The sequence below is a fragment of the Vibrio sp. 10N.261.46.E11 genome (genome assembly GCF_041472735.1).
Classification (GTDB): Bacteria; Pseudomonadota; Gammaproteobacteria; order Enterobacterales; family Vibrionaceae; genus Vibrio.
This window is the reverse complement of sequence record NZ_JBFRQW010000014.1, coordinates 14536-32129: the sequence shown is the minus strand read 5'-3', so window position 1 is coordinate 32129 and position 17594 is coordinate 14536. Positions and strand designations below refer to the sequence as shown.

Below are 17594 nucleotides of genomic sequence, written 5' to 3'. Positions count from 1 at the left end.
ATTTGGCCTACTGCAGGCCAAATGCTAAAAGAAAGTAACTAATGGAATAAAACTCGAACTAAGGAATACGCAAAGTCTGTATACTTAAAAATGAATTGGTTGTGTTACTGATTCTCACTCCTATCCACTTCAATCACCCCCACCGTACTTACTTAAACACTCATTATTGATAATTTAATCATTAAATACAAAAACTTAAAACCCAAACAAAACTCTTCAAACACAACATAATCGATGGCAAGAACTCTCGAAATAACATAAACTTGCGCGCTAAAATTTATAAACCATGTTGTGAATAACCATGAAGCTAAGTACTAAAATATTACTTGTGATTGCCCCCGTAATACTGATCAGTACAGCGGCTTCTAGCTATATCATCTATTCCACACAAAAAAACAGCTTTATCAAACGTGAAGACAATGCACTGCAATTAAGCATGGAAAAATTAGCAGGCTATTTTCAACAGTCTCGTTCTTTCCTCAACAATTACTCCTATACCCTCACCAATAGTGACCTGGTTAAGCGTTATTTTATGGTTGATGAAAATGTCGACCACCAACGTGAACTGACTGATAACCTAAACGAAACGATTAAGTTACTGCAAGATGGTAACGACAGTTTTACAAGGGTCGCGTTGCTTGATAGCGATCGAGCTCTTAAATATTACGCTGACAATACCAATGATCCTTTCGCAAAAATGGATCCCAAGATATTAGAGTTCATTGAGCATCAATATCAAAAAACGTTAGCAACTTCGAGTACGGACTACATACAGAATTCCCAAGGTGAAGGGGTATTAGTTCATTATGATGTTATTGATAAAAAAACAGTTTCGACACCAATAAACGATCCACCCAACAATGTGTTTTTTGTGGTTGTATCTGTCTCTCTTGATAAGTTTAATTCACTACGAAAACAGATAGAGTTCGACTATCAAACTAGTTTGTTTTTTACCCCTACGTTAGTGACACAGGGGCGTGAGTTAACACAATCTATAAAGCTAGCACCTGGCCTCTACGCCACGCTCGATCCTGCACCATTCTTATTAGACAACAAACTCAAATCTATCTGGAATGAACTGAGCCTATCCTTTGCCCTATCTGCATTTGTCAGTGTTACCTTACTGCTGATCCTGCTATCTCGCTGGGTGATAAACCCGATCACCCGTTTAGATAGGCAGCTTCAAGAGGTTGAGAAAAAACAGAGAAAAAACATTGAGCGCCTAGGAACAAATGATGAGTTGGGGCGCTTATCCCAACGCTTTTATGATATGTACCAAGAGTTGGATGACACGTACCAACAGACTAAGTTGTTGGCAGAAAATGATCAGTTGACCCAAATAGCCAATAGGCACCAGTTTCAAACCTTCGTGCAGCAGTCGTTGTCAAAACCTAGTTCGAACACCGAAACCTGGGTTCTCTACTTTGATTTAGATAACTTCAAATTTGTGAACGACAAATACGGGCATCAGATCGGCGACTCGATTCTCGTCAGTTTTGCTCAGCGTATCTCCAATATTTGTAACCACTACAAAACAGAATTAAATGCCCACTGTCTGCCAGCCCGACTTTCTGGGGACGAGTTCGTTGTATACATTAATGCTCCAAATCACCAAGAAAATATCGCACATCGATTTTCGAATGATTTACTCACCCCACTACAAAAGGGGTTTGTCACCGAGTCAGGTAATTTCCCGATTACGGTCAGTATTGGTATTGCGACCCACCCTAATGATGGCGATACAATCGAGAAGCTTCTTTCGAATGCTGATACCGCGATGTATCAAGCCAAACGTGCAGGTAAAAACCAATTCGCAGATTACTCGTTAGACTTAGATAAAACCATTCAGCGTCAAGCCAGTATTGAGAGCGCCCTCAGAGAAAATAATTTTGATAAAGAGTTTAAGCTCGTTTACATGCCTTATATGGACTCAACAGGAAGTTATATTATTGGTGTAGAAGTGCTATTACGTTGGCACTCAAAACACCTTGGTTTAGTGCCACCCGATGAATTCATTCCTATCGCCGAACAAACCGGATTATTTGAAATAATTGATCGCTGGGTTATCCAGAATGCATTTGCTTCATTCCATCAACTTCAAGCTCAATTCGATCACTCTATTCAGCTATCGATTAACTTATCTTCAGCCGGGATTAAAACCACTCACCTTGCTGATTTCATCAAAGAGCATGCGAAAATCAATCAGATTCCGCCCAATTTGATCGATTTTGAAATCACAGAAACCTTTTACTCAAACTCTCAGGGGTTCCCATTACTTAACCAGTTATCATACATGGGCTATAGATTAGCAATCGACGACTTTGGTTCTGGTTACACCTCGATCACTCAACTGGTTCAATACCCAACTCAGAAGATTAAATTGGATAAAACCTTTTTGGACACCTTGATTGAGACAGATAACCAGAACATAGTGAAACCCATTATCGGGCTATGCCATGCTCAAGGGAAAAAGGTCACAGCCGAAGGAATTGAAACTCAATGCATGCATCAGTGGTTACAAGATGCGCAGTGCGATATGCTGCAAGGCTATTATTTTGGTAAGCCTATGCCATTAGAAGAGCTGACGGAATGGTACCGACAGCATCAACTCAATTTTATCGATAATAAAAAGAATCAACCACATGAAATCTGTAATCATCGCATCGCTGAATCCAGCTAAAATTAGCGCCGTTAAAAGTGCATTCTTATCTGCTTTTCCTGATACTGAATTTGACTTCAAAGGCATCAGCGTCCCTAGTGGCGTTGCCGATCAACCCATGAGTAATGAAGAAACCTATCAAGGAGCGGTAAACCGCGCGCACAACGCAACTCAAGCTCAACCTGATGCGGATTTTCATGTTGGATTAGAGTCTGGAATCGAAGGAAAGGTTACATTTGCTTGGATGGTCGTTGAAGCAAACGGTCAGCGCGGAGAATCTCGATCTGCAAGCTTGATGCTGCCACCTGTTGTACTTGATAAACTCCAGCATGCGAATGAGCTAGGGGATGTAATGGATGATGTGTTTGGCACAGATAATATCAAACAAAAAGGCGGGGCGATTGGCCTACTAACGCATAACCAACTAACACGCAGCTCTGTCTATCATCAGGCTTTAATTTTAGCGCTGATCCCATTTGTGAATCCAGAGCACTTTCCTATCTAGATCTTCGCTAAACTTCGAAAGCCTCAGAGAACAATCACCAGAAATAAAAAACGCTAACATTCAGTTAGCGTTTTTATCGAATTCATAGCCACACTATTCAGCGGTTGCTTAACTCAGTTATTGTTTGAGCAAAAGGTCGGCGATCACTGATTTCTCTTGTTCAGATTTGGCCTTTAGCTCATTCGAGCCTCTGGTTATCGTCGCGACACCTACTCCCAGCATTTGGCTAACCTGTCGTTGAGACATCTCACCTTTCATCAGCTCACAAAAGATGTTAATTCGAGCAACCAAAGCATCTCGCTCGTCTGGTGTCATCATCATGGTCAACAATAGTTCATGCTGATCTTTTTCGACAGCCGTCTTTACCAAGTCCATCAGTTGTTGCCAATTCTCATATTCAGGTTGTGATGCCATATCTCTACACTTACTTTTAAATTCTGACTTTAAAGAGTCGCTTAACGATTGAAAGCGTCGAACACTTTATACCGAAACACTTAATGTGATCCAATGTAAAAAGGCAGTAAGTGGAAATGGTTCGCACTCACTGCCTTTAATATTACTCAGCTTGGAGAAAAATGCAGAGAGCTTAGTATTTCGTTTTTGCCTCATGGGGCGCTAAAAACGTCCCTCTCTCACCCAGGATATCTCGATAGTAAGTCTCAAACATCAAGATATTCTGAACATAACCACGAGTCTCTTTGAATGGGATCATTTCGATAAAAGCAAATGCATCGAGCTTTTCATTGCTGCGTGATCGCCACTGTTTCACACGGCTAGGGCCGGCATTATACGCGGCAAATGCGAAGATGCGGTTATCATCATACTGAGCAAGTAAGCCATCTAAATAATGACTGCCTATCTCAATATTCTTACCTACATCATAAAGATCATCGCTACCCTGATACTTAATACTATGTTTTTTAGCTGTATACTGAGCTGTCTTCGGCATAATTTGCATGATACCGCGTGCGCCAACAGGAGAGCGAGCCTCTGAATCCATCGCACTCTCTTGTCTTGCTAAAGACATCAAGGTGATTGGGTCAATATCATGCTTTTCAGCATAGAAGTTAAACCACCACTTATGAGCAACCGGGAAGCGTAAGGCTATGTTACCCCACATTTTCGCCGAGATACTGGCCGTTACCGTTAAGTGATTCCAACGCTGTGTCGCAGCATGAGCAGCAAGCATCGCTTTTTGATCGTTGTCTGCATTAGCTAACAACCAGCGCCATTCACTCTTTGCAGCCGCTATTTTATCTCGTTCAATCAGCTCACCGATACGAACCAAAGAAGTGTCGAATGGTTTTACGGTTTCTGCATTGTATTTTAATGTTGATGTAGGGTAATGAACTGGCTTACCTAATTGCTTAGCGGCGGCCACACTGTAGAAATTACGCTGACCCAAAATGTCTGACAGTCGCTTATTACCTTCAGCAGTATCGCCTAGCGCAATCTCAGCTCTACCCTGCCAATACTGCCAGCGAAGCGAAGCTTGATGTTTATCATCTAAGCGCGCAATCCACTCTTTCAAACCCGTCCAATCGGCATGTTGAATAGCTAAGCGAGCACGTCTTTCCAGCAAAACTTGCTTTGATGAACTCGCGAGCATTTTGTCTCGCCACGCCATCAATTCTTCAGAGTCGGTATTGATCAAGCGGAACGCTAGGTAATCCGCGAGCTCTTGGGATTTTTCTTTCGAAAATTTTTGAGCTTTCACAACATCATCAAAAACCTCTTGAGCGCTGCTTGCGGATTTCCTTACTAGCTTCTCGAAACCAAATTCAGTTTGAGCTTGGTAGAATTCATTCGCTGGGTGCTTCTTAGCAAACGCGAGTACATTTTCAGGCTTGTTGTACAGCGCCTTCATCTGCTTCGCTTGAGTAATTGACTCATCATGATCTAATTGCTTAACCAAGTAGCTCATTAACTTACCGTTTCGACTCTCGAACGCTAAAAGCATTCTGTCCAGAATCAGCTGATCCGTTCTTAAGCCCGCTTCATCCCAACTTTCGAAAAGTGAATCACAGTTATCATCAACACCACTGCCACTTAACCAAAGTTGTTTCGCACCTTTAAAGGCGAGATCTTGGTTACCTTGTTCATAATTAGCGCGGTAATAGATACATTGATATTTTTCACCAACAGGCTCTTGGGTTTGAAACTCAAGGATCGTCTTCCACTGTTTTTGAGCCGCCAATAAATCTAAATAAGGCGCTCGTATACGATTGGAAAACGGCAGTGCTTTGTTCTCTTCAATAAAAGCATCCACCTCGCTTGGCCTTCGATCACCTAAGCCCAATAAAAAGGCGCGATAGTCAGTATAAGGTGTTAACGGGTATGTTTGAATTTTGTTACGAAGTGCTGAATAAGCTTTTAGATCACGGTTGTCTAAAACCTCTTGTGCTCTGCCATAAACATCACGCTGCATTTCAAGCTCGGAAGCATTGCTGGCCATAGCCATTGGAGCCTGTGAAAATGAAAACAAAATTGCCGATGCAGCGACAGCAATTTTCGTATTACCAATGCGGAAAAACATTCGCTCTTTCCTTAGTGCGTGTATGAATACGTGAAGTCTATTTACGCCCGACATCACATCAAATGTAAAGAGTTTGAGTGTAAATATTGTTAATATTTAACACATCGTCTCGAAAGCTTATTAAATATAGTTTTAATGACCAATGTGACAATAATAGGTGAGGATTAGTTCAAGAATGGCTTTTCTGTCCTAGGAGTAACATCTTTGAGGATATTGGTATAAAATAGCAAACAATTTTGAACAATAATTAGGATCGATCGGCAATGGCTGAATACGTATATACCATGTCTCGGGTGAGCAAAACTGTTCCACCTAAGCGTCAAATTCTTAAAGACATTTCTCTTAGCTTTTTTCCTGGCGCTAAAATCGGTGTTTTGGGTCTAAATGGTTCAGGTAAATCTACCCTACTACGTATCATGGCTGGTATTGATACTGATATTGATGGTGAAGCTCGTGCACAACAAGGTCTAAAAGTAGGTTACCTACCTCAAGAACCTGTACTAGACGAATCAAAAACCGTTCGTGAAATCGTAGAAGAAGCGGTTTCAGATGTTGCTGACGCACTTAAGCGCATAGACGCAGTATATGCTGCTTACGCAGAACCTGATGCAGATTTCGATGCATTAGCGAAAGAGCAAGGTGAGCTTGAAGCACTGATCCAAGCAAAAGATGGTCACAATCTAGAAACAGCTCTAGAGCGAGCTGCAGATGCACTTCGTCTTCCTGAGTGGGATGCGAAAATCGAATTCCTATCAGGTGGTGAACGTCGTCGTGTTGCTATCTGTCGTCTACTTCTTGAGAAGCCAGACATGCTGCTTCTTGATGAACCAACCAACCACTTGGATGCAGAATCAGTTGCTTGGCTTGAGCACTTCCTTGTTGATTACAGCGGCACTGTTGTGGCGATTACCCACGACCGTTACTTCCTAGACAACGCTGCAGGTTGGATTCTAGAACTTGACCGTGGTGAAGGTATCCCATGGGAAGGTAACTACACATCTTGGCTAGAACAGAAAGATGAGCGTTTGAAGCAAGAAAAAGCTGGCGAAAGCGCACGTCAAAAAACGATTGAGAAAGAACTTGAATGGGTTCGTCAAAACCCTAAAGGTCGTCAAGCTAAGTCTAAAGCTCGTATGGCTCGTTTTGAAGAAATGACGACAGGCCAATACCAGAAGCGTAACGAAACCAACGAATTATTCATCCCACCAGGTGAGCGTTTAGGTGACAAGGTACTTGAAGTTAAGAACCTAACGAAGTCATTTGGTGATCGCGTTCTTATCGATGACCTATCATTCAGCATGCCTAAAGGCGCTATCGTTGGTATCGTTGGTGCCAATGGTGCGGGTAAATCAACACTATTCAAGATGCTAAGTGGCGCAGAACAGCCAGATTCAGGCACAGTTGAACTTGGCGAAACGGTTAAGCTTGCTTCTGTTGATCAGTTCCGTGACAGCATGGACGACACAAAAACAGTATTCCAAGAGATCTCTGAAGGCGCTGATATCATTAAGATCAACAACTTCGAAATCCCTGCTCGTGCATACTGCTCTCGTTTCAACTTCAAAGGCAACGACCAACAGAAGATCATCGGTCAGCTTTCAGGTGGTGAACGCAACCGTGTTCACCTAGCGAAACTGCTAAAAGCGGGCGGTAACGTACTTCTACTCGATGAACCAACCAATGACCTTGATGTTGAGACACTACGAGCTCTTGAAGAAGCACTACTTGAGTTCCCTGGCTGTGCAATGGTTATCTCGCATGACCGTTGGTTCCTTGACCGTATTGCAACCCATATCTTAGACTACCGTGATGAAGGCCAAGTTAACTTCTACGAAGGTAACTATACTGAATATACAGAGTGGCTGAAAAAGACTCTAGGTGCACAAGCGGCAGAACCTCACCGCATCAAATACAAACGTATTGCAAAGTAAATAAGCTTGTATTTTGAACAAAGGCCGCGATAATAGCGGCCTTTGATATATCTGGTTATATGTTACGTATTGATATAGAGAGATTAGTTATGATTGAAAGACGTCAATTTTCACGAGTTGTTTATCAAACCCCGACTGATATATCACAAGGGAACGTAAATGTATCAGGCTCAGTACAAGACTTATCTCTTCATGGCCTACTCATTCAATGCGATAAATTACAGCAACTCAGAACTGACATTCCTGTTCAAGCCAGCTTTAAGCTCGAAAACAGTGATATCAATATTCAGTTAGAAGCAACGATAGTCTCGACCATCAATACCTCAATGCGTTTACGTATAGAGCATTTAGATATTGATAGTATCAGCCACCTTAAGCGCCTTGTGGAACTTAACGTTGGCGACGATAAACTGCTTTATAGAGAGATTGAACACCTTACCGATTTAGGTAATGAGTGACATCTCCATTCCCCTTTTTCTATTAGAAGCATTTAGTTAATACAGAACCATGTCTAAGAAAGTTTCCATTACAATCCCCTTAACCCAAGGGGATCAGACGTTTTATTTCGGTCGAAAAGCCGTACTACTATGTACTACCGCAATTTTTTCAGTGCCTCTATTGATTGGCGGAGCCGCATACATGCACTTTGAGGGCAAACAAGAGCTCGCCCTCCAAGCCGATGATGCACAACAATTGATTGAAACACTGATTGTTGAAAAAGAACAAACCGACTTTCTTTACGCTGAGCAGGTAGAAACCAATCACTCACTGTCTCAAGCATTAACCGAGAAAGAAGGCACTATTCAGTTACTTGGTAAGCGTGTATTTGATGTGGAATCAGTGCTTGGCCTGACCGATGAAGAGCAGCTTACTGATGACGTCTCTTTAGAAGACCGAATTGATGCAGCTGCAGTAGATTCGGCAGTCAGAGCCACAATGTTTCGTTTGATTCCAAATGACAGCCCTATGGCTTATCAACGCATATCATCCTCTTATGGTCGTCGCTCTAACCCTATAACAGGTAAACGCCACGTTCATACTGGTATCGACCTAACGTGTAAGCGTGGTGAAGATATTATCGCGCCAGCAGATGGCGTAATTGAAACCGTGCGCCCAAGTAAGAAAGGCTTCGGTAACTTTATAACGATGCGTCACTCATTCGGCTTCATGAGCTCTTATGCGCACCTACAGAAGTTCAAAGTACGTAGCGGTCAATTTGTGAGTAAAGGCGATGTGATTGCGAGCTGTGGTAACTCAGGTAACTCAACCGGGCCACACTTGCACTATGAGGTACGCTTCCTTGGTCGTTCATTGAACCCTCAATACTTGATGGATTGGACACCTGAGAACTTCAACTACGTGTTCGAGAAAGAGAAAAAGGTTAAGTGGGGTCCATTGGTTCAACTGATTGATAATGTGGTTCGCTTGCAGATCAACCTGACTAACGTGCCTTACATTAGCTCGACCATAGACACCGTATCGAGTGAAGATAGTAAGAAACCTATCACGACTAACTAGTTATTGGTTCTTGAGGGATGTTGATTTGGCCTATGATGATCTAATTGCTTTTAGCCTACAGTAGACCAAATGCTTTCATAGCGTTCAGCACAAACAAAAAGAGCGACCAAATGGTCGCTCTTTTTTATGACTTCAAATCGTATTAACCACGATGAATCGAGTCATGTGCTTGTTTTAGAAGACTTTGGCTCTCTTGCAAGAACTGCTGCGAGTAATCGCCAAACCAATCACTGACTTGATTAAAGCTATCAACGAATTTAGCTTTATCTTTCCCATCCAAGATTTCCAATGCTTCACCGAAACGACTATGGAAACGTCGAATCATCTCAATGTTCTCATCTGAAGAAAGAATGATATCACCGTACAAGTTCGGGTCTTGAGCAAACAGACGACCAACCATCGCAATCTCCAGTCGGTAGATTGGCGAGCTTAACTTAAGAAGCTGATCAATGTTCGGGTTCTCTTTACTTAGGTGTAAGCCGTAAGCAAAAGAGGTGAAGTGACGAAGAGCTTGAATCAGAGTCATACCGTGATCGTGTTCCGCAGCATCCATCTGGCAAAGGCTCGCGCCCCAAATACCAAATTGATTCAGCAACCATTGGTAGCTTTCAGAGCCACGCCCATCACTGTAAACAATCACTTGTTTCGCAAGGCTTGGAACATCTGGACCAAACATTGGGTGCAACCCAACCACAGGGCCTTGATGCATGTTCATCATGGCTTGTAGAGGCTTTGATTTAATCGACGTCAAATCACAAAGAATACAATCGCTTGGTAGGTTACCCAGCTGCGCAATCACACCTTCTGTCAGGTGAATTGGAACCGTGACAACCACAAGGCCAGCATTATCTAAGATCTCATCGGCTTTATCCCAATCTTGGCTGCCAAGGATTTTCACTTCGTAACCAGAAAGCTTGAACATTCGTCCAAACAGACCACCAAGCTGACCATTACCACCAACGATAACCACTGAACGTAACTCTGGGTTAAGGCACTTAAAACCAGAATCTTTTTCACTGGCATAAGACTCACGCATCGTACGACGTAAAATATCTTCGATTAACTGCGGTGGTACTCCTATTTTCTCGGCTTCTTGACGACGAGATGCCAACATCGCGGCTTCACGTTCCGGTACATAAATAGGTAAACCATGTTCACTTTTTACTTCACCGACTTTCTCTACTAGAGCCAGTCGTTGAGCCAGTAAATCCAACATTTGTTTATCGACAGCATCGATTTGGTCGCGTAATTCGTTCAGTTCAACGGCCATTTTATTCCTTACTCATCTATAAGCCCGTGCTAATCCATAAGCCCCCATAGGCGCAGGTTCGTTAGCAACAGAGCTCAAAATGCCCCATTAGATGAGGCACTTAAATTTAAAACTCTGACTAACCTTTCAAACGGTTCTCTAAGAACGGGACTAATTCCGTATGTGCATGTTTCAATAGTGCCTCAGTTGAATCCCAATTGATACATGCGTCGGTAATAGATACGCCGTATTTCATCTCATTGAGAGGTATATCTGAAGATTGGTTTCCTTCGTTAATATGGCTCTCAATCATCAGGCCGATAATCGACTTATTACCTTCACGAATCTGATGAATGACATCTTCGGCCACCAGCGGTTGACGACGGAAATCTTTACGAGAGTTCGCGTGGCTACAGTCAACCATCAGTGCCGCTTCTAAGCCTGATTTACCAAGCTCTTGTTCACATTCGTGTACCGATACTGAATCGTAGTTCGTTTGCTTACCGCCACGTAAAATAACGTGACCATTTGGGTTACCTTGAGTCGTAAGTAGTGCAACTTGACCTTCGCGGCTAATACCCATGAAGCGGTGGCTAGAAGAAGCTGCCTGCATTGCATTGATTGCGGTACCTAAGTTGCCATCGGTACCGTTTTTGAAGCCGATTGGCATTGAAAGACCACTTGCCATTTCACGGTGAGTTTGAGATTCAGTCGTACGTGCGCCAATCGCCGCCCAGCTGAAGGTATCTGCTAGGTATTGCGGACTGATTGGGTCTAGCGCTTCCGTCGCTAGTGGGATTTCCATCTCAGCAAGTTCAACAAGTAACTCACGACCAACATGCAGACCATGCTCAATATCGAAAGTGCCATCTAGATGAGGGTCATTAATCAAACCTTTCCAGCCAACAGTAGTACGAGGCTTTTCAAAGTAAACACGCATTACAATATACAGTTGATCGCTCAGTTCTTCAGAAAGTGCTTTTAGGCGTTTCGCGTACTCTTTCGCAGCTTCAATGTCATGGATAGAACATGGACCACATACAACAAGCATACGATGATCTTTCTTATGAATGATGTTTGCGATAGTTTGACGAGACTCTTGAATGAAACGACGAGCATTATCACTCAAAGGCAGTTTTGCTTTTAACTCCTCAGGAGTAATCAGTACCTGTTCGTCGATGATATTGACATTGCTTAATTCACTTTTCTGCATAACTCAACCTGTATATTTATTTTTACACCCAACATTTCCATTTGGGCTGACAATCTTTAAAAACACAATAACAGCTACAAAAACGATTGCAAGTGTAAACAATAAAAAACATTTACTGTAAATTAAAATTTACACACCTTCTTTAATTCACTCTGATACACAAACCAGCTTAAACTACACCTCACACATACAAAAAAGGCGATATTTCTCATATCGCCTTCTTCAAACTTATAGAGTGTTTATTTATCACCCAGCGTTTAACATTCGCTTAATTTGCTCTGAGGCCTCTTTCCATCGACTATCCGAGTGAAGCGTCGATAAATCAAAGCTGTGCTTTTTAAGCAATGAGTTGGCTAAAGGCACCTCTTGAATCGCTAAATGATCAAGAGCCTCAATTTGTGCATCTCGCTTATTACACATCAGCACCATGTCACAGCCCGCATTCAAGGCCGCTTTCGCTCTGTCGGCTGGTCCGCCCATAATAGCAGCACCTTCCATGGTTAAGTCGTCCGAGAATATTAGGCCTTTAAAGCCAAGTTTTTGTCTCAATACTTTCTGTAGCCAATACTGAGAGCCACTTGCTGGTTGATCATCATAATGAGAGAACACCACATGTGCAGGCATCATAGCATCCAATATTCCGGCTTCAATTTGCGCCTTGAAAATGGCCATGTCGGTTTCAAAGATGTCGCCTCTAGGGTCATATGGCGTCTCTAAGTGTGAGTCAGCAATTACGCCACCGTGTCCAGGGAAGTGCTTTCCTGTTGTCGCCATGCCGACCGACTTCATGCCTTTGATGAACGCGCTGCTATGACGAACGATGGTATCAATATCTTCACCAAACGCTCGGCTACCAATCGCTTTACAGTCGTGGCCTTTGTCTAATACCGGCGCAAAGCTCAGATCGATATCATGGGCAATCAATTCCGCCGCCATCAACCAACCGGCTTGTTCTGCTAACTGTTCGCCATGATTTTTAGTCGCGAACTCTTGAGCTGCGGGGATAATTGAAAAGCCATCGCGAAAACGCTGAACTCGGCCACCTTCTTGGTCAACGCCAATCAAAATAGGACGTTTCGCTACCTTGCGGATCTCTTTGTTTAACGCCGAAAGCTGTTTGCTATCGTGGTAGTTTCGAGCAAATAAGATGAGACCACCAACGGTTGGGTGCTCTAAAATTTCTCTGTCTTCAGCAGTTAGCTCATAGCCCGCAACATCTACCCACAACGGTCCCATATTTATCCCTTATTAAACCTAATTTCATAAACTTCCCGAGATTATTCTCTTTAAATTTGCTTTACAATGTTTTTAAATCAATCTGTGGAAGACTTTAAGAATGCAGTGCAAGAGCTTAGGAATGGATCGTAAAGAACTGTATATCGGTGTGATGTCGGGGACGAGTATGGACGGTGTTGATACCGCCTTAGTGTCGATTGAAGATTCGCGCATCACATTGCTCGCTCATGATGAGTTCCCAATGCCTGATGATCTCAAAGCGCGTCTGCTTGAAGTTTGTATTGGTCAGAAAACGGATTTGATTGCGATTGGCGAACTAGACCACCAGCTTGGTCATCTATTTGCTGATGCGGTTTTGCAACTTCTCGACAAGTCAGATACGCCTGCATCTTCTGTGACTGCGATTGGGAACCATGGCCAAACAGTATTCCACCAGCCAACCGGTAATTCGCCATTTACCATGCAATTGGGTGACGCCAATATCATTGCCGCTAAAACACAGATTCAAACAGTAGCCGATTTCAGACGCAAAGACATGGCGCTTGGCGGACAAGGTGCGCCATTAGTACCAGCGTTTCACCATACGATTTTTCACCCGCGAGACAGCTCGGTTGTAGTCTTGAATATTGGTGGTATCTCGAATATTTCAGTGCTGCGCCCGAATCAGCCTACTCTTGGTTATGATACAGGCCCCGGCAACATGTTGATGGATGCTTGGGTAGATAAACACACGGGTGAGAAGTTTGACCGTGATGCGCAATTCGCACTTAAAGGCCAACTCAATCAAGCCTTGCTCGAACTGCTGTTGAACGAATCTTATCTATCTCAAGTGCCACCGAAAAGCACTGGCAGGGAGCTATTTAATCTACCGTGGTTAGAGCAACAATTAACAGAATTTAAAGACCTTGCAGCAGAAGATGTTCAGCACACACTTTGTGAATACACTGCATTGACGATAGTGGATGAAGTGGAGACTTATCGCTTGGGTAACCAACCTGCGCTCTATGTGTGTGGCGGGGGTACGAGAAATCCACTGTTGATGAAGAGACTGTCTGAACTGCTGCCTGGCTGGGAGGTTGAGTCAACCACCAGTAAAGGCGTTGATGCCGATTATATGGAAGCTATGGCCTTTGCGTGGCTTGCTCAACGTCATGTTCATCAACTGCCAAGCAATTTACCAGAAGTGACTGGCGCGAGCAGAGCGGCCTCTCTAGGCGTTCTTTATCGTGCAGATTAACTTGATAGCCGTGCTAACTTAGTAACAATACTGACTTCGCGATACTGTCTAAAAAAATTTTAGAATCACCATTTAAGGATCATTATGAGTAACGACGCTCTCATATCAGCGCTCTCGCACCTCGTTTCGGAGGGGAGAAACCCTGACACTATGGATATTGATCTACTCACCTCTTTCGAAGTGGTCGAAAAGATTAACCTACAAGATAAACAGGTACCACTGGCGATCGAAGCCGAATTGCCACAGATCGCGAAAGCGGTTGATAAAATCGCTCACGCTTTTCAAAACGGCGGCCGACTGATTTATATGGGTGCGGGTACCAGTGGTCGATTAGGTGTATTAGACGCATCAGAATGCCCACCGACTTTCGGTGTTTCAGACAAAATGGTTATCGGCTTAATCGCTGGCGGACCAGAAGCGATTTTAAAAGCCAAAGAGGGAGCAGAAGATTCGCTGACTCTCGGTATTGAAGACCTGAAAGCCATTCAATTTACAGAAAATGATGTCGTGGTAGGCATCGCAGCAAGCGGTCGTACACCTTACGTGATTGGTGCGCTTAATTACGCGAATCAGCTTGGTGCGGTGACGGTTGCGCTGTCTTGTAATCCAGATTCACCGATAGCTGAGATCGCTCAAATCGCGATAAGCCCAGTGGTTGGCCCAGAGGCCTTGACTGGATCAACACGACTCAAATCAGGGACCGCACAAAAATTGGTGCTAAATATGCTGACGACTGCGAGCATGATTCGTATCGGTAAGAGCTACCAAAATCTGATGGTCGACGTAAAAGCGACCAATGAAAAGTTAGTTGCCCGCGCTGCTCGTATCGTTATTCAAGCAACAGAGTGTGATAAGGCACTGGCAGTCTCGACACTTAAAACAACTGATTACGATGTGAAGTTATCGATTTTGATGATTCTAACAGGGCTAGATTTAGAATTGGCCAAAGCTCAGCTTGATAAGCAAAATGGCTTCCTGAGAAAAGCAGTCGAGAATAATCAGTAATCTCAATTCTGTTTGTAGCTTCTCATTTAGAGAGTGACTTTAACGACATACAAAAAGACCAGTACACATGCGGTACTGGTCTTTTTTAGTTTTAATTTATTATCGCTAGCTTGGGCTTAATAGTCGTTTGAGAACTCATCCCAGCCACGTTGCCATTCCATACGGAAACGTTGAGCGTCTTCCGTACCAGAACACACGCCTTCATACACCTGACCAGATAAACCAATTTGATAAGCATGGTTCGGATTACAATATTCCGTCACACCTAAATGGTAACCTTCTGTATAGCTAGCTTGATCGACTCCGCCAAGCTCGGCCATATCTGAATAAGAACGCTGAGTGTGGCCTTTAATACCATCACGATAACCAATCTCTTGCCAATTGCCTTCGGCCGCTAAATCTTGAACATTGGCGCTGCATCCTGCAAGGCTAAATGCCACGGCGAATAGTGCGATTATTTTTTTCATTTCAATCCTTTATATTGTTACTTCACCACTTCCTGACGAAGCGCTGCCTTTGTGGCGATTCTCCGCTGAACACTGACTGATGTCCACTTATGTCTGTTATCTGCCGTTGATATTTATTGATTACCGCTTAAAGCTGATAAGTCACCACTAACTAGAAGCATGACACTTCTCATCACCAGTAACCAACCGCCCCGCAAAGCTCACAAACCACTAAACCGGTTATAACACCACTTAATTAGCTATTCGACCACTCACTCCAGTAGCGGAAGTTTCTTCTCATACACTCCTTTAATATACACCCTGACTTAATTAATACATTCAGGGATAACAAATTATGATGTGGTTTCTTACCTGTGTTGCAGCACTCATTGGTGGCTACTTTATTTACGGTGCCTTTATCGAAAAGATATTCGGTGTCAATGAAAAGCGTCAAACACCCGCTCACACCAAGCAAGACGGCGTGGACTACGTTCCTATGTCGACGCCAAAGGTTTACCTAGTTCAGCTGCTTAACATTGCAGGCGTCGGTCCAATCTTCGGCCCTATCATGGGTGCTCTTTACGGCCCAGCAGCAATGCTTTGGATCGTTCTAGGTTGTATCTTTGCAGGTGCAGTACACGACTACTTCTCAGGTATGTTATCTATCCGTAATGGTGGTGCTTCGGTTCCAACCATCACTGGACGTTATCTAGGCAATGGCGCAAAACACTTTATGAACATCTTTGCCATTGTTCTACTGCTTCTTGTTGGTGTGGTATTCGTTTCTGCTCCAGCAGGCATGATCACTAACCTAGTCAACGACCAAACTGATTTCGCGATGTCTGCAACAACCATGGTTGTTATCATCTTTGCTTACTACATCATCGCAACGATTGTCCCTGTCGATAAAATCATTGGCCGCTTCTACCCACTGTTCGGTGCACTACTTATCTTTATGTCTGTTGGCCTAATCACTGCGATTGGTCTGTCTGACGAGCACCAAATCATGGGTGGCTTCGAGATGAAAGACATGTTCACCAACATGAACCCGAATGACCTACCACTTTGGCCTGCTCTATTCATCACTATCGCATGTGGTGCTATTTCTGGCTTCCACGCAACTCAGTCTCCTTTGATGGCGCGTTGTATGGAAAACGAGAAGAACGGTCGCTTCGTATTTTACGGTGCAATGATTGGTGAAGGCATCATCGCTCTAATCTGGTGTGCGCTTGCTCTGTCATTCTTCGGTTCAGTTGAGTCTTTATCTGACGCGATTGCAAACGGCGGCCCAGGTAACGTGGTATACAGCGCTTCATTTGGCCTACTGGGTGTATTTGGCGGTATCCTTGCTTTCCTTGGCGTGGTTATCCTACCTATCACTTCTGGTGACACAGCGTTCCGTTCAAGCCGTCTTATCCTTGCTGAATACTTCAACATGGAACAGAAAACACTGCGTAACCGCCTACTGATGGCTCTACCACTGTTCGTTATCGGTGGTATCCTGACTCAAGTAGATTTCGGTATCATCTGGCGTTACTTCGGTTTTGCTAACCAATCAACAGCAGTCATGATGCTATGGACAGCTTCGGCTTACCTACTTCGTCACAATAAACTGCACTGGGTAACAACGGTTCCAGCTGTGTTCATGACATCTGTGTGTATCACATTCATCCTGAACAACAGTCAGCTAGGCTTCGGTCTGCCAATGCAACTTTCAACCATCATCGGCGTGGTGAGTGCATTCGGAATTGCAGCTTACGTTATCAAAATTTCAAAAGGCAAAGGCGATATCGACCTTGCTGATGACGAATCAGAAAAGGAAGCAAAGCCCGTAACAAAAACAGCTTAGTTTTCCCCGAAACATTCTCACTCTTCATAGAAAGAGGAGAATAAGAAAGCCAAAAACACTTCGCTTGTTCCCGTAATCACCCAGTGATTCGTGGATATTAAGACTAAAGCCCGTCCTCTGTGATGGGCTTTACTGTATCTCAGCATTGAAAAACAATCGTCGCTCGATATAACCAACGAAAACACAAGCAAAGCTACCGTTACCACGCAA

At 43.5% G+C, this 17594-nt stretch carries 14 protein-coding genes; 8 read left to right on the top strand and 6 right to left on the bottom strand.

All coding sequences use genetic code 11. The features are described 5' to 3' along the window. Positions 1 to 301: 301 nt before the first annotated feature. Together AB4407_RS04765 and yjjX are read left to right on the top strand one after the other, a co-directional pair. Positions 302 to 2680 (top strand): EAL domain-containing protein, encoded by a 2379-nt coding sequence (locus AB4407_RS04765; RefSeq protein WP_372119167.1) that lies wholly within the window; start codon positions 302 to 304, stop codon positions 2678 to 2680. Further along, positions 2643 to 3164 (top strand): inosine/xanthosine triphosphatase, encoded by a 522-nt coding sequence (yjjX, locus tag AB4407_RS04760; RefSeq protein WP_372119164.1) that lies wholly within the window; start codon positions 2643 to 2645, stop codon positions 3162 to 3164. Before AB4407_RS04765 ends, yjjX begins: the two co-directional genes overlap by 38 nt. Positions 3165 to 3281: 117 nt before the next feature. Here yjjX and trpR read toward each other — a convergent pair whose 3' ends face one another. Together trpR and AB4407_RS04750 are read right to left on the bottom strand one after the other, a co-directional pair. Continuing rightward, positions 3282 to 3578, bottom strand: coding sequence for a trp operon repressor (trpR, locus tag AB4407_RS04755; protein WP_139683885.1), 297 nt, complete (start codon positions 3576 to 3578; stop codon positions 3282 to 3284). Between the two features lie 172 nt (positions 3579 to 3750). Further along, on the bottom strand, positions 3751 to 5700 hold the full coding sequence (locus AB4407_RS04750) for a transglycosylase SLT domain-containing protein (RefSeq protein ID WP_372119161.1): 1950 nt from the start codon (positions 5698 to 5700) through the stop codon (positions 3751 to 3753). Between the two features lie 263 nt (positions 5701 to 5963). Between AB4407_RS04750 and ettA the strand changes: the two genes are divergently transcribed. The 3 genes from ettA to AB4407_RS04735 all read left to right on the top strand — a co-directional run bounded on the left by ettA (position 5964) and on the right by AB4407_RS04735 (position 9149). Beyond that, positions 5964 to 7631: an energy-dependent translational throttle protein EttA gene (gene ettA, locus AB4407_RS04745; RefSeq protein ID WP_009848459.1), complete on the top strand. Its 1668-nt coding sequence runs from the start codon at positions 5964 to 5966 to the stop codon at positions 7629 to 7631. An 89-nt stretch (positions 7632 to 7720) separates the two neighbouring features. After that, on the top strand, positions 7721 to 8089 hold the full coding sequence (locus AB4407_RS04740) for a PilZ domain-containing protein (RefSeq protein WP_372119158.1): 369 nt from the start codon (positions 7721 to 7723) through the stop codon (positions 8087 to 8089). 49 nt (positions 8090 to 8138) lie between these two features. Next, the gene (locus AB4407_RS04735; protein WP_372119156.1) at positions 8139 to 9149 is read left to right on the top strand and encodes a M23 family metallopeptidase; all 1011 of its coding nucleotides are present in this window, start codon (positions 8139 to 8141) and stop codon (positions 9147 to 9149) included. A gap of 142 nt (positions 9150 to 9291) precedes the next feature. Here AB4407_RS04735 and tyrA read toward each other — a convergent pair whose 3' ends face one another. The 3 genes from tyrA to nagZ all read right to left on the bottom strand — a co-directional run bounded on the left by tyrA (position 9292) and on the right by nagZ (position 12847). After that, positions 9292 to 10419, bottom strand: a complete 1128-nt coding sequence (gene tyrA, locus AB4407_RS04730; protein ID WP_372119153.1) for a bifunctional chorismate mutase/prephenate dehydrogenase — start codon at positions 10417 to 10419, stop codon at positions 9292 to 9294. Between the two features lie 118 nt (positions 10420 to 10537). Further along, positions 10538 to 11611, bottom strand: coding sequence for a 3-deoxy-7-phosphoheptulonate synthase (locus AB4407_RS04725; RefSeq protein ID WP_017629783.1), 1074 nt, complete (start codon positions 11609 to 11611; stop codon positions 10538 to 10540). A gap of 246 nt (positions 11612 to 11857) precedes the next feature. After that, positions 11858 to 12847 carry a beta-N-acetylhexosaminidase gene (nagZ, locus tag AB4407_RS04720; protein WP_372119150.1) on the bottom strand — a complete coding sequence of 330 codons (990 nt, stop codon included), beginning with the start codon at positions 12845 to 12847 and terminating at the stop codon, positions 11858 to 11860. A 121-nt stretch (positions 12848 to 12968) separates the two neighbouring features. Between nagZ and AB4407_RS04715 the strand changes: the two genes are divergently transcribed. Next, a complete protein-coding gene (locus AB4407_RS04715) occupies positions 12969 to 14084 on the top strand; it encodes an anhydro-N-acetylmuramic acid kinase (RefSeq protein WP_372119148.1) in 1116 nt (371 codons plus the stop codon). A gap of 84 nt (positions 14085 to 14168) precedes the next feature. Further along, positions 14169 to 15089 (top strand): N-acetylmuramic acid 6-phosphate etherase, encoded by a 921-nt coding sequence (gene murQ / locus AB4407_RS04710; protein WP_372119145.1) that lies wholly within the window; start codon positions 14169 to 14171, stop codon positions 15087 to 15089. Between the two features lie 116 nt (positions 15090 to 15205). Here the strand turns inward: murQ and AB4407_RS04705 are convergent, their stop codons facing one another. Then, positions 15206 to 15556 carry a DUF2799 domain-containing protein gene (locus AB4407_RS04705; protein WP_009848451.1) on the bottom strand — a complete coding sequence of 117 codons (351 nt, stop codon included), beginning with the start codon at positions 15554 to 15556 and terminating at the stop codon, positions 15206 to 15208. A gap of 334 nt (positions 15557 to 15890) precedes the next feature. Between AB4407_RS04705 and AB4407_RS04700 the strand changes: the two genes are divergently transcribed. Next, positions 15891 to 17384, top strand: coding sequence for a carbon starvation protein A (locus tag AB4407_RS04700; protein WP_372048888.1), 1494 nt, complete (start codon positions 15891 to 15893; stop codon positions 17382 to 17384). Positions 17385 to 17594: the final 210 nt, after the last annotated feature.

Excerpts from the sequence above, each read along its gene's own strand:
- AB4407_RS04765 (WP_372119167.1), top strand. The coding sequence starts at position 302 with ATGAAGCTAAGTACTAAAATATTACTTGTGATTGCCCCCGTAATACTG.
- yjjX (WP_372119164.1), top strand. The coding sequence starts at position 2,643 with ATGAAATCTGTAATCATCGCATCGCTGAATCCAGCTAAAATTAGCGCC.
- trpR (WP_139683885.1), bottom strand. The coding sequence starts at position 3,578 with ATGGCATCACAACCTGAATATGAGAATTGGCAACAACTGATGGACTTG.
- AB4407_RS04750 (WP_372119161.1), bottom strand. The coding sequence starts at position 5,700 with ATGTTTTTCCGCATTGGTAATACGAAAATTGCTGTCGCTGCATCGGCA.
- ettA (WP_009848459.1), top strand. The coding sequence starts at position 5,964 with ATGGCTGAATACGTATATACCATGTCTCGGGTGAGCAAAACTGTTCCA.
- AB4407_RS04740 (WP_372119158.1), top strand. The coding sequence starts at position 7,721 with ATGATTGAAAGACGTCAATTTTCACGAGTTGTTTATCAAACCCCGACT.
- AB4407_RS04735 (WP_372119156.1), top strand. The coding sequence starts at position 8,139 with ATGTCTAAGAAAGTTTCCATTACAATCCCCTTAACCCAAGGGGATCAG.
- tyrA (WP_372119153.1), bottom strand. The coding sequence starts at position 10,419 with ATGGCCGTTGAACTGAACGAATTACGCGACCAAATCGATGCTGTCGAT.
- AB4407_RS04725 (WP_017629783.1), bottom strand. The coding sequence starts at position 11,611 with ATGCAGAAAAGTGAATTAAGCAATGTCAATATCATCGACGAACAGGTA.
- nagZ (WP_372119150.1), bottom strand. The coding sequence starts at position 12,847 with ATGGGACCGTTGTGGGTAGATGTTGCGGGCTATGAGCTAACTGCTGAA.
- AB4407_RS04715 (WP_372119148.1), top strand. The coding sequence starts at position 12,969 with ATGGATCGTAAAGAACTGTATATCGGTGTGATGTCGGGGACGAGTATG.
- murQ (WP_372119145.1), top strand. The coding sequence starts at position 14,169 with ATGAGTAACGACGCTCTCATATCAGCGCTCTCGCACCTCGTTTCGGAG.
- AB4407_RS04705 (WP_009848451.1), bottom strand. The coding sequence starts at position 15,556 with ATGAAAAAAATAATCGCACTATTCGCCGTGGCATTTAGCCTTGCAGGA.
- AB4407_RS04700 (WP_372048888.1), top strand. The coding sequence starts at position 15,891 with ATGATGTGGTTTCTTACCTGTGTTGCAGCACTCATTGGTGGCTACTTT.